Source organism: Gemmobacter lutimaris, assembly GCF_003570715.1.
Lineage (GTDB): Bacteria > Pseudomonadota > Alphaproteobacteria > Rhodobacterales > Rhodobacteraceae > Gemmobacter > Gemmobacter lutimaris.
The window spans coordinates 95,008-111,491 of sequence record NZ_QXXQ01000007.1 but is presented as its reverse complement, the minus strand read 5'-3'; the positions used below and the strand labels follow the sequence as shown (position 1 = coordinate 111,491).

18 protein-coding genes and 1 tRNA gene are annotated in these 16,484 nt (G+C 63.8%); 8 read left to right on the top strand and 11 right to left on the bottom strand.

All coding sequences use genetic code 11. The features are described from left to right. From sufD to D2N39_RS13675, 10 genes are all read right to left on the bottom strand, one after another. The gene (gene sufD, locus D2N39_RS13720) at nt 1-1,278 is read right to left on the bottom strand and encodes a Fe-S cluster assembly protein SufD (protein WP_119135341.1); all 1,278 of its coding nucleotides are present in this window, start codon (nt 1,276-1,278) and stop codon (nt 1-3) included. Continuing rightward, entirely contained in the window at nt 1,278-2,033 is a 756-nt protein-coding gene (gene sufC, locus D2N39_RS13715; RefSeq protein ID WP_119135340.1) for a Fe-S cluster assembly ATPase SufC, read from the bottom strand. The genes sufD and sufC overlap by 1 nt, the downstream gene beginning before the upstream one ends. A gap of 8 nt (nt 2,034-2,041) precedes the next feature. After that, nucleotides 2,042-2,356: a heavy metal-binding domain-containing protein gene (locus D2N39_RS13710; protein ID WP_119135339.1), complete on the bottom strand. Its 315-nt coding sequence runs from the start codon at nt 2,354-2,356 to the stop codon at nt 2,042-2,044. Then, complete coding sequence (gene sufB / locus D2N39_RS13705) at nt 2,353-3,873, bottom strand: Fe-S cluster assembly protein SufB (protein WP_119135338.1); 1,521 nt, start codon at nt 3,871-3,873, stop codon at nt 2,353-2,355. Before sufB ends, D2N39_RS13710 begins: the two co-directional genes overlap by 4 nt. Before the next feature lie 4 nt (nt 3,874-3,877). Next, entirely contained in the window at nt 3,878-4,930 is a 1,053-nt protein-coding gene (locus tag D2N39_RS13700; RefSeq protein ID WP_119135337.1) for a cysteine desulfurase family protein, read from the bottom strand. Continuing rightward, complete coding sequence (cysS, locus tag D2N39_RS13695; protein WP_119135336.1) at nt 4,927-6,363, bottom strand: cysteine--tRNA ligase; 1,437 nt, start codon at nt 6,361-6,363, stop codon at nt 4,927-4,929. Before cysS ends, D2N39_RS13700 begins: the two co-directional genes overlap by 4 nt. 119 nt (nt 6,364-6,482) lie before the next feature. Next, entirely contained in the window at nt 6,483-7,073 is a 591-nt protein-coding gene (locus D2N39_RS13690) for an outer membrane protein (protein ID WP_119135335.1), read from the bottom strand. A gap of 119 nt (nt 7,074-7,192) precedes the next feature. Continuing rightward, nucleotides 7,193-9,001, bottom strand: a complete 1,809-nt coding sequence (locus D2N39_RS13685; protein ID WP_119135418.1) for an ABC-F family ATP-binding cassette domain-containing protein — start codon at nt 8,999-9,001, stop codon at nt 7,193-7,195. A gap of 34 nt (nt 9,002-9,035) precedes the next feature. Beyond that, entirely contained in the window at nt 9,036-9,794 is a 759-nt protein-coding gene (locus D2N39_RS13680) for a GNAT family N-acetyltransferase (protein ID WP_119135417.1), read from the bottom strand. 77 nt (nt 9,795-9,871) lie between these two features. Continuing rightward, nucleotides 9,872-10,342: an outer membrane protein assembly factor BamE gene (locus tag D2N39_RS13675; protein WP_233557159.1), complete on the bottom strand. Its 471-nt coding sequence runs from the start codon at nt 10,340-10,342 to the stop codon at nt 9,872-9,874. Nucleotides 10,343-10,514: 172 nt separating this feature from the next. Here D2N39_RS13675 and D2N39_RS13670 point away from each other — a divergent pair, with 172 nt between their 5' ends. The 8 genes from D2N39_RS13670 (at nt 10,515) to D2N39_RS13635 (ending at nt 16,181) form a co-directional block, all read left to right on the top strand. Continuing rightward, nucleotides 10,515-11,081, top strand: coding sequence for a YceD family protein (locus D2N39_RS13670; protein WP_233557157.1), 567 nt, complete (start codon nt 10,515-10,517; stop codon nt 11,079-11,081). A 164-nt stretch (nt 11,082-11,245) separates the two neighbouring features. Continuing rightward, nucleotides 11,246-11,452 (top strand): 50S ribosomal protein L32, encoded by a 207-nt coding sequence (gene rpmF, locus D2N39_RS13665; RefSeq protein ID WP_082401027.1) that lies wholly within the window; start codon nt 11,246-11,248, stop codon nt 11,450-11,452. 24 nt (nt 11,453-11,476) lie between these two features. After that, on the top strand, nt 11,477-12,577 hold the full coding sequence (plsX, locus tag D2N39_RS13660; protein ID WP_119135333.1) for a phosphate acyltransferase PlsX: 1,101 nt from the start codon (nt 11,477-11,479) through the stop codon (nt 12,575-12,577). After that, nucleotides 12,574-13,545 (top strand): beta-ketoacyl-ACP synthase III, encoded by a 972-nt coding sequence (locus D2N39_RS13655; protein WP_119135332.1) that lies wholly within the window; start codon nt 12,574-12,576, stop codon nt 13,543-13,545. The genes plsX and D2N39_RS13655 overlap by 4 nt, the downstream gene beginning before the upstream one ends. A 144-nt stretch (nt 13,546-13,689) precedes the next feature. Next, complete coding sequence (gene ihfA, locus D2N39_RS13650; RefSeq protein WP_119135331.1) at nt 13,690-13,992, top strand: integration host factor subunit alpha; 303 nt, start codon at nt 13,690-13,692, stop codon at nt 13,990-13,992. A gap of 14 nt (nt 13,993-14,006) precedes the next feature. Next, entirely contained in the window at nt 14,007-14,879 is an 873-nt protein-coding gene (locus D2N39_RS13645) for a MerR family transcriptional regulator (RefSeq protein WP_119135330.1), read from the top strand. A gap of 61 nt (nt 14,880-14,940) precedes the next feature. Continuing rightward, nucleotides 14,941-15,018, top strand: a tRNA-Pro gene (locus D2N39_RS13640). Nucleotides 15,019-15,101: 83 nt separating this feature from the next. After that, nucleotides 15,102-16,181, top strand: coding sequence for a 2'-deoxycytidine 5'-triphosphate deaminase (locus D2N39_RS13635; RefSeq protein WP_119135329.1), 1,080 nt, complete (start codon nt 15,102-15,104; stop codon nt 16,179-16,181). 86 nt (nt 16,182-16,267) lie between these two features. Here D2N39_RS13635 and D2N39_RS13630 read toward each other — a convergent pair whose 3' ends face one another. After that, entirely contained in the window at nt 16,268-16,480 is a 213-nt protein-coding gene (locus D2N39_RS13630; RefSeq protein WP_119135328.1) for a hypothetical protein, read from the bottom strand. Between the last annotated feature and the right edge of the window lie 4 nt (nt 16,481-16,484).

Below are 16,484 nucleotides of genomic sequence, written 5' to 3'. Positions count from 1 at the left end.
TTACTGCCCGTGCCGTGCCAGCCAGCTTTCAAGACGACTGCGGATGTCTTCGGCCAGCGCCTCGTCCTCGATCTCCTGAATGGCTTCGGCAAGGAAGGCCAGCACCAGAAGCGATTGGGCCTGACGCAGTGGCACCCCACGCGAGCGCAGGTAGTAAAGCGCCGTCTCGTCGATCGCGCCCGAGGTGGACCCGTGCGAGCATTTCACGTCATCGGCGTAGATTTCCAGCTCGGGCTTGGCAAGGAACTGCGAATGGTCGTCCAGCAGCAGACTTTGGGAAATCTGATATCCGTCGGTCTTTTGCGCGCCGGGCTTCACAAGGATCTTGCCCTGAAACACGCCCACTGCGCCGTTCTTCAGCACCTTTTTGAACACCTGACGGCTTTCGCAGCGTTCGGCCGCATGGGTCACGAACACCGTGTCGTCGTGGTGGAAATCACCGTCACCGACCGCAGCTCCCGCCACATGCGCCACCGCATCATCGCCGGTCAGTTCGATCACGGCCTCATTGCGCGTCAGCACGCCATTGGCGGTGAGCGTGAAACTCTTGAACAGCGATTCCCGGCCCAGACGGGCAAAGATATGCGTCACGGCGCGACGCTCGTGATCGCGGCCCTGAGTGCGGATGTGATGGAAGCGCGCGCCATCGGCGACCTCAACCTCCAGCACCTTGTTGAAACGCGCGGCGGCCGGGCCATTTTCCAGCAGCGTCAACTCGGCGCCTTCCTCCAGCTTCACGCAGTGATGAAGGATTGCATCGGAAGTTTCTGATTTATGCAGATAAATCAGGGAAACCGGCTTGGCCGCCTTGCCAGTGACGCGGATCAATACGCCTTCCGTTGCCGCAGCGGTGTTCAGCGCCGCCAACGGGCGTTGCACCGGGGTCTGGCCCCGCGTCTCAAGCACGCCATAAAGCGACTGTGCCCAATGGATGTCAGCGGTCTGCCGGCTGAGCAGTTCAACACCCGCCGCCTCCAGATCATCCGATTGTGCCGGGTCGAAAACGCCATCGACGAAGACCACCTTCACCCGGTCAAAGCTGGTGAAGACCATCGGTTCGTCTTGCGGATCAAACAGCGCGGCATGGGCTGCCTCGGCCTGCACCAGCGTCGCCGGGTCAGTGTAGCGCCAATACTCATCACGACGCCCCGGCAACCCCATGGCACGCAGACGCGCCAGCGCCTCGGCCCGTGCGACCCCGGTCCAGCCGCCTTGTGGCAGCGCCAGCGCGGACAAGCGCGCCTCCGCAGCGTTGCGTTTCGCTTCTGCGACCGCCATCACAGCACCTCGGCCAGAATGCCAGCGTAACCGTTGTTCTCGACTTCCAGCGCCAGTTCCGGACCGCCGGTCTTGACGATGCGACCATCCGCCATGATATGCACGACATCAGGTTTGATATGGTCCAGAAGCCGTTGATAATGCGTGATAACCAGGAAGGCCCGGCCTTCGTCGCGCAGCGCGTTCACGCCCTCGGCCACCAGTTTCATCGCATCGACGTCCAGACCCGAGTCCGTCTCGTCCAGAATGCACATCTTGGGCTCCAGCATGGCCATCTGGAGGATCTCGTTCCGCTTCTTCTCGCCACCCGAGAAGCCCACGTTGACCGGGCGCTTCATCATCTCGGCGTCGATCTTCAGCGCCTTGGCCTTTTCGCGCACGACCTTCAGAAACTCACCCGCGCTCATTTCCTCTTGCCCGCGTGCCTTGCGCTGCGCGTTCACGGCGGTGCGCAGGAAGGTCATGTTGCCAACGCCCGGAATTTCCACCGGATACTGGAAGGCAAGGAACAGGCCGGCGGCGGCGCGCTCTTCGGGTTCCATCTCCAGCAGTTCCACCCCGTCCAGCGTGGCGGAACCATCGGTGACCTCATAGCCGTCGCGGCCCGAGAGCACATAGCTCAGCGTCGATTTGCCCGAGCCGTTCGGCCCCATGATCGCGTGGACCTTGCCCGCCTCGACCTTGAGGTTCACGCCCTTGAGGATAACCTTGTCATCCTCTTCAAGTTTGACGTGCAGATTGTTGATTTCCAGCATGATTTTCCTCAGTCGATAGTCACGGCGGTGCCGGAGATCGACACCATGAGCATGGAATTCCCGACCACTTCATAGTCCAGATCCACGCCGACAACGGCATTGGCGCCCAGTGCGCGGGCGCGGTCTTTCAATTCTTTCGTGGCCTCTTCACGCGCATCGGCAAGCTTGCTTTCATAAGCGCCCGAGCGCCCGCCAATCACATCGGTGATCGAGGCAAAGAGATCGCGCACGATATTGGCACCCATGATCACCTCGCCGACCACCAGCCCGTGATAGGCGGTGATGCGATGGCCTTCGATGGTGGGGGTCGTGGTAACGATCATCCGACCGAGCCTTCCAGTGAGATCGCCACAAGGCTTTGCGCCTCCATGGCGAATTCCATCGGCAGCGCTTGCAGCACTTCCTTGCAGAAGCCGTTCACCACCAGCGCCACGGCCTCTTCCTCGTCCATCCCGCGCGAGCGGCAGTAGAACAGCTGATCGTCATCGACCTTCGAAGTGGTCGCCTCATGCTCCACCCGCGAGGAATTGTTCTTCACTTCGATATAAGGCACGGTATGCGCGCCGCATTTATCGCCGATCAGCAGGCTGTCGCATTGCGTATAGTTTCGCGAGTTCAATGCCTTGGGGTGCATACTTACCAAACCGCGATAAGTGTTCTGCGCGCGCCCCGCCGAAATCCCTTTCGAGACGATGCGGGATTTGGTGTTCTTGCCCAGATGCACCATCTTGGTGCCAGTATCGGCCTGCTGGGCATTGTTGGCGATGGCGATGGAATAGAACTCACCCTGGCTGTCATCGCCGCGCAGGATGCAGGACGGGTATTTCCAGGTGATTGCGCTGCCGGTTTCGACCTGCGTCCACATCACCTTGGACCGCGCGCCCCGGCAATCGGCGCGTTTGGTCACGAAGTTATAGATGCCGCCCCGGCCTTCCTCGTCACCCGGATACCAGTTCTGGACGGTGGAATATTTCACTTCGGCATCATCCAGCACCACAATCTCCACCACCGCGGCATGCAGTTGGTGGGTATCGCGTTTCGGGGCGGTGCAGCCTTCCAGATAGCTGACGTAAGAGCCCTTGTCGGCCACGATCAGCGTGCGTTCAAATTGCCCGGTGTTTTCCGCGTTGATGCGGAAATAGGTGCTCAGCTCCATAGGGCAGCGGGTGCCTTCCGGGATGTAGACGAACGACCCGTCGGAAAACACGGCGCAGTTCAGCGTCGCAAAGAAGTTGTCGGACTGCGGCACGACCGAGCCGAGGTATTTCTTCACCAGATCCGGGTATTCACGGATCGCCTCGGAGATGGAACAGAAGATGACGCCCGCCTTCTTCAGCTCTTCCTTGAAGGTCGTGCCGACCGAAACGCTGTCAAACACCGCATCCACCGCAACCTTGCGCGGCTCGTCGGCACCTTCAACACCGGCCAGAAGCATCTGTTCCTTCAGCGGAATCCCCAGCTTCTCATAGGTAGCCAGCAGCTTCGGATCGACCTCATCCAGAGACTTCGGTTTCACCGCCATGCTTTTCGGCTTGGCGTAGTAATACTGGTCCTGATAGTCGATTTCCGGGTAGTTCAGCATGGCCCAGCGGGGTTCTTCCATCTGGAGCCAGCGACGATAGGCGGCCAGACGCCATTCCAGCATCCATTCCGGTTCGCCGTTCTTTTCGCTGATGAGGCGCACGATATCCTCGTTCAGCCCCTTTGGCGCATATTCGGTCTCGATACTGGTTTCCCAGCCGTATTTGTATTTGCCGGCCATGGCCTGCACGGTTTCGATCGTTTCCCGATCCACGCCGTCGCGCACTTCGATCTGGTCTTCGGTTTCCAGTGCCGTCATGGCCTTATCCCTCTTGCGCCCGGATGCGGGCCTTGCGGTGCTGCGCTGTCCAGGCATCGGCAAAGCGCAACACATCTTCTTCCGTCGTCGTGGGCCCGAGCGACACGCGCAGCGCAGAGGCGGCAGCCGTGTCATCAAACCCCATGGCGCGCAGCACCCGACTGGCCCGAACCTTGCCAGAGGAACAGGCCGAGCCCGCCGAGACGGCGAAACCGGCCAGATCCATCTGCATCACCTGCGTCTCGCCTTTCCAGCCGGGGGTGACAAGGCACAGGGTGTTCGGAAGTCGAACACTTACTTTCCCGACAGAAATAGTCTCATTTCCTGCGGCTGACAATGCTGACTCTAGAATATTTCTAATTCCAGCGACACGTTCCCAGACCCCATCGGCCAGATCCCGCGCGGCGGTCTCGGCGGCGGCGGCGAAACCTGCAATGCCGATCAGGTTCTCGGTTCCGGCGCGGCGCCCCATCTCCTGCCCGCCGCCCTTCAACTGCGCCGGAACATCCAGCCCGCGCCGCAGGATCAGCGCACCGATTCCCTTTGGCCCGCCGTGTTTATGGGCCGAGACGATACCCATGTCGCAGCCCAGCCAGTTGAAGGCAAAGGGTAGCTTGCCAAAGGCTTGCGTCAGGTCGGAGACCGCGAGCCCCTCTGGCAGCGCCTGCACGATGCCGGTTTCGGAATTGGCATATTGCAGGGCGGTTTTCGTCGGGTCGGTCACCGTCACCTGCCCCGCCGCATCGACCGGCAGATCGGGGGTGCACCAGGCGCTGATGGCTTCGTGTTCAATGTCGCCGCAATGCAGGTCACGCCCGTCACAGGCCAGCGCGGCCGCCTCGGTCGCGCCCGAGGTGAACACGATGTCGGCACCATCGGCCCCCAGCGCGGTGGCGATCTGGCCGCGCGCGCGTTCCAGCAGCGATTTCGCCGCCCGCCCCTCGGCATGGACAGAGGAGGGGTTGCCCACCAGATCCATCGCCGCGATCATCGCCGCCCGCGCCTCGGGACGCAGCGGCGTGGTCGCGTTCCAGTCGAGATAGGCGCGCGGTTTCATTCCAGCACCGGAAGCTTGCCCACATCGAAACCGGGGCCGGGCAGCAGCTCCACCCCCGCTTTCGACATCCGCACCTCCAGCCCTGCCGTCGTCAGCGCCGATTTCAGCGCATCGACGGGGGCGAAGTCCTTCGTCTCCATCGCTTCGGCGCGCAACCCGGCCAGACGGTTCACCCAGGGCGCGAGGTCCACCCCGGCCTCGTCCCAGCCACCAAGTTCCGGCAACAGCAGGCCCAGAAGCTGCGCCGAGGCGAGGAACGTCCTGCGCAGTTCCGCTACATACTCACTGTCATAAGAGAGGCCGGAAACACCTCTATCCAAGTCGGTTTGTTTATCCTGTATCTCGGCCGCCATGTGATGCAGCCAATATGTGGCAAGTGATGTGTTAAGGTTATCAGCAAGCGCATTAACGATATGGTCGTGCGCCTTTCCAGCTTCCACCCCCGCAACCAATGCCCGCCATTTGCGTAGCGTAGCATCCGCTTGCATCGCCTTGTCGTGTGTCCAGTCCATAGGCTTGGCATAGTGGGTTTGCAGATAGACAAAGCGGATCACCTCGCCCGGATAGCCTTGATCCAGAAGGTCGCGGACGGTGAAGAAATTGCCGAGCGATTTCGACATCTTCTTGCCCTCGACCTGAAGCATCTCGTTATGCATCCAGATATTCGCGAACTGGCCGGAATGGTTGGCGCAGCAGCTTTGCGCGATTTCATTCTCGTGGTGCGGGAATTGCAGGTCGATACCCCCGCCATGGATGTCGAAGGTCTCGCCCAGAAGCGCCTTGCTCATGGCCGAGCATTCAATATGCCAGCCGGGGCGACCCCGGCCCCACGGGCTATCCCAGCCCGGCAGCGTGGCGTCCGAGGGCTTCCACAGCACGAAATCCATCGGATCGCGTTTGTAGGGCGCCACCTCGACCCGCGCACCGGCGATCATGTCATCGACCGACCGGCCAGAGAGCTTGCCATACTCGGCATAGCTGCGCACATCGAACAGCACATGGCCCTCGGCGGCATAGGCATGGCCCCGGTCGATCAGATCGGAAATCATGGCGATCATCGCGCCGATATATTCGGTCGCGCGCGGCTCATGCGTCGGGCGCAGCGCGCCAAGCGCATCCATATCGGCGTGATACCAGCCAATCGTTTCATCCGTGATGTCGCGGATCGGGCGGCCGGTCTGGGCGGCCTTGGCGTTGATCTTGTCATCCACGTCGGTGAAATTGCGGACATAGGTCACATTCCCGGCGCCATAGACATGGCGCAGCAGGCGGAACAGCGTGTCGAACACCACCACGGGCCGGGCATTGCCGATATGGGCGCGGTCATAGACGGTCGGCCCACAGACATACATGCGCACCTTGCCGGGGATCAGCGGCACCAGATCTTCGGTCTGGCGGGTGCGGGTGTTGTGCAGGCGGATCGTCGTGGTCATGTCGCTCTCCCTTTGGGATGGCGCCGACTTACCGCTTTCGCGGCGGCTTGAAAACCTTGATCCGCATGCGAAAGGGCGACGGATCGCCCCGCCGCCCTCTGCCTTGCCCGGACGGGCGATCAGAAGCGATAGTTGACGCGCAGCGCGGCGGTCGTCGCATCGGGGTCAAGCCCGGTGCCATCGAAATTGTCGAAGCGATGGGCCAGAACCTCGCCGCCAACGGTCCACTGGTCGTTGACCTGATAGTCCACGCCGATCCCGCCGAAATAGCCGGTGTCAGAGGTATTGGTGCCGCCGATATCGCCCTTGGCATAGGCTGCACCGGCCGTCGCATAAACCAGCGCGCGGCCGAAATCATAACCCGCCTGAAGCTTCAGATGCGCCAGTGTATCAACCTTGCCGCCCCCGGCAGAGGGTTTGATATTGGTGCCAGACACATCGGCCTCGACGCCCAGAACGGCGGTGCCCAGATCCCAGCGATAGCCCAGTTGCGCGCCGCCGAAGGCGCCATCGGCATTGGGGTCATTCACATCGGCATAGCCAAGGTGCGCACCGGCATAGGCGCCGCCCCAGTTGCCATCGGCGCGCACCGGCGCGACCGGCACAGGGGCGGTGACCACGGGTTCCGGGGCCGGGGTTGCAAGCCCACCCGCAAAGGCAGGCGCAGCCAGCGTCAGCGGGGCCAGAACAGCCAGGGCAAAGCGTTTCATCGGTCTTTCTCCTTACCATCACGGCGGTCTTTGTCGCCGCGTCGGGCCAGAGATGGCGCCTGACGAAACTGAACTCAATAGTTCATCACGGCACCTTGAAGCGCCGCGATTGCCTGCGATCACCCGGCCTTTTCTTCCAGTTCCAGCCATTCCTCCTCGGCCGTTGCCAGCGCCTGCTGCCGTTCCGCCAGCATGTCCGAGGCCTTGCGGAACTTCAAAGGCTCTTTGGTGAACAGGTCGGGCGTCGCAAGCAGTTCGCCCAACTTGGCGATTTCATGTTCCAGCCGCTCGATAACATTGGGCAGTTCATCCAGACGCTTGCGTTCGGTGAAGCTGAGCCCATCGGCCTTCTTCGGCGCGGGGTCGGGCCTTGCGGCAGCGGCGGGCTTCGGCGCGGCAACCTTTGGCGCGGGTGCATCAACCGGGCGCTGGCTTTGATAATCGCTCCAGCCTCCGGCATAGACCGTCGCCCTGCCCTCGCCTTCCATCGCGATGGTCGTGGTCGCCACCCGGTCGATGAAATCGCGGTCATGGCTGACCAGCAGCACCGTGCCGTCATATTCGCCCAGGATATCCTGCAACAGATCAAGCGTTTCGACATCCAGATCGTTGGTCGGTTCGTCAAGGATCAGCAGATTCGATTCCTGCGCCATGAGCTTGGCCAGCAGAAGCCGCGCCTTTTCGCCACCCGACAGCGACTTGACCACCGCGCGGGCCTGCAATTCGCTGAACAGGAAATCCTTGAGATAGCCCACCACATGCTTGGGTGTGCCGCGCACCATCACCTGATCCGACGCGCCGGAAACCGCCATCAGCGGATCGCCGGTCAGGTTTTCCCAAAGGCTTGCCTCCGGGTCCAGCCGCGCGCGGGTCTGGTCGAACACCGCGATTTGCAGGTTGGTGCCCAGCGTCACTGTGCCCGCATCCGGCGTTTCCTGCCCGATCAGCATTTTCAGCAGTGTGGTCTTGCCGATGCCGTTCGGCCCGACAAAGGCCACCCGGTCACCGCGCAGCACGCGCAGGTCGAAATCACGGATGATCTGCTTGTCGCCATAGGCTTTGGTCAGCCCCTTGGCCTCGATCACCTTCTTGCCCGAGGTCGGGCCGCTGTCCAGATCCAGCGCGGCGGTGCCCTGACGGCGGATCATCGCGGCGCGCTGCGCCCGCAGATCCTGCAACGCGCGCACCCGGCCCATGTTGCGCTTGCGGCGGGCGCTGATACCCTCCACCGCCCATTTGGCCTCGTGCTTGATCTTGCGTTCCAGCTTGTGCCGGGCGTCATCTTCCTCGGCCCAGATCTGTTCGCGCCATTCCTCGAAACCTTCGAATCCCTGCTCGCGCCGCCGCACCTCGCCCCGGTCCACCCAGAGCGTCGCGCGGGTCAGCGCGCGCAGGAAAGCACGGTCGTGGCTGATCAGCACGAAGGCCGTGCGGGTTTCGGAAAGCTCGCGCTCAAGCCACTGGATCGCTTGGATGTCCAGATGGTTGGTCGGCTCGTCCAGCAGCATCAGCTCCGGCGCCTCGGCCATCAGCTTCGCCAGCGCCGCGCGCCGGCGTTCCCCGCCCGAGGCGCTGGAAACCGGCGTATCGGGGCGGAATTTCAGCCCCTCGGCCACCACATCCACCTTGTAGCTTTCATCCGCGGGCAGGCCGCTCGCGGCATAATCGCCCAGCGTGGCATAGGCCGACAGATCCGGGTCTTGCTCCATATAACCGACGCTGACGCCGGGTGGCACGGTGCGCAGCCCCTGATCGGCTTCGACCAGCCCCGCCATGATCTTCATGAGCGTGGATTTGCCCGAGCCGTTGCGCCCCACCAGTGCCACCCGGTCGCCCGGTTGCACGGTAAGGTCAAGCCCGTCGAACAAGGGATTGCCACCGAAGGTGAGCGAGATGCCAGAAAGCTGGAGAAGGGGTGCGCGTGCCATGATAGGCGGCAGGTAAAGGCGCGCGGGCCGCAGGTCAAGCCGCTCCAGGCTCAGGGCCTGCCACCATGCGCAGGGCACGGGCGCGAGCCTCGGGAATCGCGCGGATCTCGACGCCGGTAAAGACGTGCAGGGTGCCAAGCTGATCGTCCACTACGGCGTGATCCGAAACCCAGCCCCCCATGGACAGATAGGTGCGCAACAGGGGCGGCATGGTCAGCATGCCGCGCTTGCGGTCAGGTTCGCGCCCCGCCAGAGCCTTGGCAAAGCGGAATACCCGCGGTGCCTTGACCCGCGGCAACCAGCGGCGCGGCGCCAGATGGCCTGCGCGCAGCAGGGTGAAAGCCTCGGCATGGCGGTCGGCATCGGTGCCGATGAACGAGGCACAGCCGAACAGCAGTTCCGCCCCCATCGCATCGACGATCCGGGTCATCGCCCCCCAGGCAAGACGCAGGATGTCCGGGTCACGATGACTGGGCGCGATGCAGAAGCGCCCCATTTCCACCATCGGGCCGGGAAAGCTGTGCAAGGGGCGCAGGTCATAGAACTGCGCCGAATAGCTGCGCCCGATCTCGGCCCCGCCCGTCAGCGGCAGCAGACGGTAGCAGCAGACCAGCGCGCCGGTTTCCGTGTCCTCGACCAGAACATGCAGGCAATCGGCATCGTGGCGGTCGATATCCAGCCCCGGCACATCCGCACCGCGAAAGCACAGTTGCCGCAGCGCCTGCGCGCGACGGACATCCTGCGCTTCCTGCGCGACCCGAGCCACCAGACGACCTTTGCGCAACGGCTGCACCCCGACCTCCTGCCCGTCCACCGGGCCTTGCGCGCCCGGCTTGCCACACGCCTGCAACGGGCCGATGACGGCCCGCCTTATTGTTGCAGGAACTGATCGGCCCGGAAGCGGCCCAGATTGCCCAGCAGTTGCCGCAGGAAGCCGATTCCCTTGATGTTGCTTTCGGTCACGCGCCGCGACAGCACGACGACCTCGCCCCGGTCCAGACCGAAGCGTTCGATGTTCTGCACCGTGCCGCCGTTGTCGAAGGTGATCGACACCACCTGACGGTCGATCTCTTGCGGTTCTTTTGCGCCGTAATGCCGCCAGCGGCTTTGGACGTAGAACCAGCCCTCGTCATTCAAAAGCCCCTCAGCCGAGGGGCGGCCCAGCTTTTCGGCCACGCTGTCGCGCGAATCCGCGCCGACCTGCACCTCTGCCAGTTCGTCATCCGTCGGCACATAGCCGTGGTTGCGATAGACCGGCGCACAGGCCGCCAATGCCCCGGCGACCAGTGCCCCCGCGAGCCAGAGCCCGATCCGCCGCATGCTGCTGCCTGCCGAAGCCATGTTCTCTCCCGTCCCTTCCGGGCGCCCCTTGCCTTTGACCGGCATGGGACTTATCCCGGATCGCATCAGATGCCGCGCTTCCGGCATGACGCCCGGCCGGCTTGCCTTCCGGCTTACAGAAGGTCGGGCCGCTGTTCAAGAATGGAACGCGCCCCGCCTTGCGGAGACCCAGATGACCGAACCGACCACACCCGCCCTCAGCCACCCGATGCGCATCGCCGCCCTTGCCGCACGCAAGCCCACGCGTTTCAACCTGAAACCCGACGCCGACACCCGCGCCGCCGTGGCTCAGGCGCTGGAAATCACGGCCGTCCCGGATCTGACCTTCCGGGGGGAACTGCGCCCCATGGGCCGCCGCGACTGGGAGTTGGTGGCAGAACTTGCCGCCGTGGTCGAGCAGCCCTGTTCGGTGACGCTGGCCCCTGTGATCACCGAAATCCACGAGAAAGTGCGCCGCCACTATCTGGCCGACATGCCGGTGCCCGAGGGCGACGAGGTGGAAATGCCCGAGGATGACACGCAGGAACCGCTGCCCGAGATTGTCGATCCCGGCGCGGTCGCGCTGGAGGCACTTGCACTGGCGTTGCCGGTCTACCCCCGAGCCACCGATGTCGAACTGGGCGAGGCGGTTTTTGCGGCCCCCGGCGTGAAACCGCTGCGGGACGAGGATTTGCGCCCCTTTGCCGGTCTGGCAGGGCTTGCGGAAAAGCTTGGAAAAGGCGATACGACGCCCGAGTGACGCGAACCCGGAACGGATGCAGAAAAGACTTGCACCCGGCCAGAATTCAACTATGTTCCGCGCCTCGCAAACACCGTGAAAAGCCGCCGCGCCAACAGGTCGGAAATTGGCTTTTCCCAGAACAGAATCAGGGGCTTGTCCCCTCACTAACCCGAGGTTGAGACATGGCTGTCCCTCAGAACCGAGTCACCCGTTCGCGCCGCAACATGCGTCGCTCGCATGACGCTCTTGTCGCCGGCAACCCGTCGGAATGCCCGAACTGCGGCGAGCTGAAGCGCCCGCACCACGTTTGCGGCGCCTGCGGCCATTACGACTCGCGTGAAGTCGTGGCTGTGACCACCGAAGTGGACGTGGACGAGGACGCGGCGTAAGCCGCATCCCCTCCCCGGCCGACCATGACGACGAACGGAAGCGAACGTCCGGCGCAGGTTCAACAGCGCACGATCATTTCGGTAGACGCCATGGGCGGGGATCGCGGACCGGCAGCGGTTGTTGCCGGTCTTGTTGATTCTGCGCGTGCCGATGCCGATCTTGCCTTTCTGCTGCACGGCGACGAATCCGTGCTTCGCCCGCTGGTCTCGCAACATGCCGAGATCGCGGGACGCTGCGAGATTCGTCATGCCCCTCGTGTCGTGACGATGGAAGACAAACCCAGTCAGGTGATGCGCCATGGCGCCGGCACCTCCATGTGGTCCACCATCGACAGCGTGAAGAACGGCGAGGCGGCGGTGGCGGTCAGTTGCGGCAATACCGGCGCGCTGATGGCCGTCAGCATGATCCGCCTGCGCAAGCTGCCGGGGGTGAACCGCCCGGCCATCGCCTGCCTCTGGCCCTCGCGCAATCCCGGCGGCTTCAACGTGATGCTGGACGTTGGCGCCGACATCAAGGCCGAGGCCGAGGATCTGCTGCAATATGCCACCATGGGCGCGGCTTACGCGCGTAACGGGCTGCATCTGCGCCGTCCGCGCGTCGGCCTGCTGAATGTCGGCACCGAGGAACACAAGGGGCGGGCCGAACTGAAGCTGGCGCATGACCGGATGACCGCGGCGCAGGATGCCGCCGAATTCGATTTCGTGGGCTTCGTCGAAGGCGGCGATATTCCGTCGAACCGGGTGGATGTCATCGTAACCGACGGGTTCACTGGCAATATAGCGCTGAAAACCGGCGAAGGCACGGCAAAGCTGTCCTCCGATTTCATGCGAGAGGCCTTTGCTTCGGGCCTTCTGTCGAAGCTGGGCGCGCTGCTGGCCTTGGGGGCGTTGAAGCGCCTGCAAAAGCGCATCGACCCACGCCGGGTAAATGGCGGGGTATTTCTTGGCCTGAACGGCACTGTGGTCAAAAGCCATGGTGGCGCCGATGCGACCGGCGTTTCCGCCGCGATCCGTCTGGCGGCGCAACTGGCACGTTCAGGCTTTATCGACCGGCTGGCGGCGCGGGTTGCATCCGCCGGACGCGCGGGGCAGGATGCCGCCGTCGAAGGAGGCGGGCAGGAATGACAATCAGGGCCGTGGTCAGGGGCGTCGGGCATTATCTGCCCGAGCGGGTGGTACCGAATGCCGAATTCGAGAAAACCATCGACACGTCAGATGAATGGATTCGGTCCCGCTCCGGGATCGAGCGGCGGCATTTCGCTGCGGAAGGCCAGACAACCTCTGATCTGGCGACGCGTGCGGCCGAGGCTGCGCTGGCGCAGGCTGGTCTGACGGCCGATGACATCGACGTGATCGTGGTGGCAACCTCGACCGCCGACCTCACCTTCCCTTCTGCCGCGACGATGGTGCAGGCGCGACTGGGCATGACCCGCGGCTTTGCCTATGATGTGCAGGCGGTCTGTGCCGGTTTCGTCTATGCGCTGGCCAATGCCAACGCGCTGATCGTGTCGGGCCAGGTGCAGCGCGCGCTGGTGATCGGGGCCGAGACCTTTTCGCGCCTGATGGACTGGACCGACCGCGGCACCTGCGTGCTGTTCGGCGATGGCGCGGGCGCGCTGGTGCTCGAGGCGCATGACGGCGCGGGCACCCCTGCCGACCGGGGCATCCTGTCGGTCGATCTGAACTCCGACGGGCGGCACCGCGAGATCCTTTATGTCGATGGCGGCGTATCGACCGGCACCACGGGGCATCTGCGGATGCAGGGCAAGGAAGTCTTTCGCCATGCCGTCGAAAAGCTGGCAGAAACCGCCCATACCGCGCTGGAGAAGGTCGGTCTCAGCGGCGAGGATGTGGACTGGATCGTCCCGCATCAGGCCAATATCCGCATCATCGAGGCCACGGCCAAGCGGATGCAGGTGCCGATGGACCGCGTCGTCGTGACTGTGCAGGACCACGGCAATACTTCGGCCGCCTCGATCCCGCTGGCGCTGTCGGTCGGCGTGTCGCGCGGGCAGATCAAGCCCGGCGATCTGGTGGTGACCGAAGCGATCGGCGGTGGTCTGGCCTGGGGTTCGGTCGTCCTGCGTTGGTGATTGTTCACCGCCTGCGCAGGATACCGCCATGCTGCCCCGGATTGGGCCGCGCGCAGGCATCTGAACTTGCCCGCACAAGTTGTTGATATTGACTCGAAAACCCAAAGCCCTCAATCTTCTGAAAAACCCGGGGGGGATTTGGGAATGAGTGACAAGACTCTGACACGCATGGATCTGAGCGAGGCCGTCTTCCGCGAGGTCGGGCTGTCGCGCAACGAATCCGCCGAACTGGTGGAAACCGTGATCCAGCATGTATCGGACGCGCTGGTGCGGGGCGAGACAGTGAAAATCTCGTCCTTCGGCACATTTTCGGTGCGCGACAAGTCGGCCCGCATGGGGCGCAATCCGAAAACCGGCGACGAAGTGCCGATCAGTCCGCGCCGCGTGCTGACCTTCCGGCCGTCCCATCTGATGAAAGAGCGTGTCGCCAGCGGCACGAAGGGCTGACCGGGGCCTTGGGCATGGAGAAATCGCCCGATGCCTTCCGCACCATCAGCGAGGTGGCCGATCAGCTTGAGACGCCAGCCCATGTGCTGCGCTTCTGGGAAAGCCGCTTTCCGCAGATCAAGCCGGTAAAGCGTGCCGGGGGGCGGCGGTATTACCGCCCTACGGATGTCGCGCTGTTGCAAGGCATTCGCAAGCTTTTGCACGATGAGGGCATGACGATCCGCGGTGTGCAGAAAATTCTGCGCGAACAAGGCGTTCGTCACGTTGCCAGCTTGTCGGGCGATGATCTGTCCGAGGATATGGAGGCATTCGATGCCGCGCTGGACGCCGCGGCCGAGGCCCCGCCGCCGGCCGAAATCGTGGCGCTGCGTGACTGGCAGGAAATCGCCGCCATATCTACCGAAATGGCCGCCGCCGCCAAGGTGGCGCCCAAACCCGCCGACCCGCCCGAGGCCATGCCCGCTGGCGATGATTCCCTGACGACTGCGGTGGATATGCCCAGAGAGCCGAAAGACCAGCCTTCGCTTTTCGATTTCTCTGAACCGGCGGATGACGACACCGAAGGCGCCGAGGCAGTGATGCCTGAGGCCCCGCATATACCTGAGGCGCCGGAAGCGGTCGAATCTGCGCCGGAAGAAAATCGCGCAGAGGAGATGGAGGCAGAGGCGACCGTCTCGCCGCCTGCCCCGGACCCCACTTCGGCAGATCCGGCGGAATCGCCCGGCTTGGCCTTGAACGAATCGCCCGATGTCTGGCTGCCCGCCCTGTTGCGGTCGCTTTCTCCCGATGCGCGCGTGGTGACGGCCCCCGCACTGGCCGCTGTCCTGCCCCGGATGCAGGCGCTTCAGGCCCGGCTGGACACGATCCGCAAGACCCGGCGCGGATAAATCGCCGCCATGCGATTTGGCGCTTGCCCCCGCCGGAATTATCGTTATGTATCCGCGCAGTCGGGCCGTGGCGCAGCCTGGTTAGCGCGTCCGTCTGGGGGGCGGAAGGTCGCGAGTTCGAATCTCGCCGGCCCGACCAACCGAGAAAAGCCCGCCCTTGGCAACAAGGCGCGGGTTTTTTCGTATCTGATCCGCAAGTCTGATCCATGAACGGGGGATGGCGTGACTGAAACCGGAGTTCTGCCCGCGCAAGCCCTGCGCCGTCTGATCGAGAACGGCGTGATCGCCGCCGACCGGCCTATCCTGCCCGAACAGATCCAGCCCGCCAGCCTCGACCTGCGTCTGGGCGATGTGGCCTATCGCGTGCGCGCCTCGTTCCTTGCCGGTCAGGGCCGCAGCGTGGCCGAGCGGATCACCGAATTCGAGATGCACCGCATGGACCTGCGGCAAGGTGCGGTGCTGGAAAAGGGCTGCGTCTATGTCATCCCGCTGATGGAGCGGCTGGCGCTGCCCGAGGGCATCACTGCCGTCGCCAATGCCAAAAGCTCCACCGGACGGCTCGATCTCCTGACCCGCACCATCACCGATGGCGGGGTGGAGTTTGACCGCATTGCCGCGGGCTATAGCGGTCCGCTTTACGCCGAGGTCTGCCCGCGCAGTTTCTCGGTCCTGGCGCGGGCCGGGCAGCGGCTGAACCAGATCCGCTTCCGCCACGGTCAGGCGGTGCTGTCGGATGTCGACCTGACCGCGCTGCATGCGCGCGAGCCGCTGGTGAACGGGCCTGCGGTGATCTCGGAAGGCCTGGGCTTTTCCGTGGATCTGCGGCCGGGGCCGGATGATCTGGTGGGCTATCGCGCCAAGCCCCATACCGGCGTCATCGACCTTGACCGCATCGGTCATTACCCGGCCGCCGAGTTCTGGGAAGAAATCCGCAGCCGTGACGGCCGCATCATCCTCGACCCCGGTGCCTTCTACATTCTGGTGAGCCGCGAGGCAGTGACGATCCCGCCGGATTACGCCGCCGAAATGGCGCCCTATCTGGCGATGGTGGGCGAGTTCCGCGTGCATTACGCGGGCTTCTTCGATCCCGGCTTCGGCCATTCGGCGGCAGGCGGCGCAGGGTCGCGCGGTGTGCTGGAAGTGCGCTGCCACGAGGCGCCCTTCGTGCTGGAGCATGGGCAGATCGTCGGGCGGCTGGTTTATGAGCGGATGTCAGAGCGGCCCGAAACGCTGTATGGCGCGGGGATCGCCTCGAATTATCAGGGTCAGGGCCTGAAACTCGCCAAGCATTTCCGCGCCTGATCAGGTCTGGGCGGAAGTGGGGGCTGTCTGCCCCCACGGCGCCTGCGGCGCCTCCCCCGAGGATATTTTTCGACAGAAAATGACGATCAGCGGCCGAGGCGGCGGGCAATCTTTGCAGCTTGGCGGGCCTTTTTCGTCATCTCGCGGGCGGCATTCGCCTGTTTGCGTTCCTCGGCTGTCATCTGCCCCGGCGGCCTGCCCTTGCGCGCCACATGGTCGATGCCCTTGTTGATCGCGGTATTCATCGCGCGGCGGAAGATCATGTTGAAGAGCTGCTGAAAGATCCGTCCTGCATCCATGGCG

Coding starts and splice junctions, on each gene's coding strand:
- sufD (WP_119135341.1), bottom strand. CDS start 1,278: ATGGCGGTCGCAGAAGCGAAACGCAACGCTGCGGAGGCGCGCTTGTCC.
- sufC (WP_119135340.1), bottom strand. CDS start 2,033: ATGCTGGAAATCAACAATCTGCACGTCAAACTTGAAGAGGATGACAAG.
- D2N39_RS13710 (WP_119135339.1), bottom strand. CDS start 2,356: ATGATCGTTACCACGACCCCCACCATCGAAGGCCATCGCATCACCGCC.
- sufB (WP_119135338.1), bottom strand. CDS start 3,873: ATGACGGCACTGGAAACCGAAGACCAGATCGAAGTGCGCGACGGCGTG.
- D2N39_RS13700 (WP_119135337.1), bottom strand. CDS start 4,930: ATGAAACCGCGCGCCTATCTCGACTGGAACGCGACCACGCCGCTGCGT.
- cysS (WP_119135336.1), bottom strand. CDS start 6,363: ATGACCACGACGATCCGCCTGCACAACACCCGCACCCGCCAGACCGAA.
- D2N39_RS13690 (WP_119135335.1), bottom strand. CDS start 7,073: ATGAAACGCTTTGCCCTGGCTGTTCTGGCCCCGCTGACGCTGGCTGCG.
- D2N39_RS13685 (WP_119135418.1), bottom strand. CDS start 9,001: ATGGCACGCGCACCCCTTCTCCAGCTTTCTGGCATCTCGCTCACCTTC.
- D2N39_RS13675 (WP_233557159.1), bottom strand. CDS start 10,342: ATGGCTTCGGCAGGCAGCAGCATGCGGCGGATCGGGCTCTGGCTCGCG.
- D2N39_RS13670 (WP_233557157.1), top strand. CDS start 10,515: ATGACCGAACCGACCACACCCGCCCTCAGCCACCCGATGCGCATCGCC.
- rpmF (WP_082401027.1), top strand. CDS start 11,246: ATGGCTGTCCCTCAGAACCGAGTCACCCGTTCGCGCCGCAACATGCGT.
- plsX (WP_119135333.1), top strand. CDS start 11,477: ATGACGACGAACGGAAGCGAACGTCCGGCGCAGGTTCAACAGCGCACG.
- D2N39_RS13655 (WP_119135332.1), top strand. CDS start 12,574: ATGACAATCAGGGCCGTGGTCAGGGGCGTCGGGCATTATCTGCCCGAG.
- ihfA (WP_119135331.1), top strand. CDS start 13,690: ATGAGTGACAAGACTCTGACACGCATGGATCTGAGCGAGGCCGTCTTC.
- D2N39_RS13645 (WP_119135330.1), top strand. CDS start 14,007: ATGGAGAAATCGCCCGATGCCTTCCGCACCATCAGCGAGGTGGCCGAT.
- D2N39_RS13630 (WP_119135328.1), bottom strand. CDS start 16,480: ATGGATGCAGGACGGATCTTTCAGCAGCTCTTCAACATGATCTTCCGC.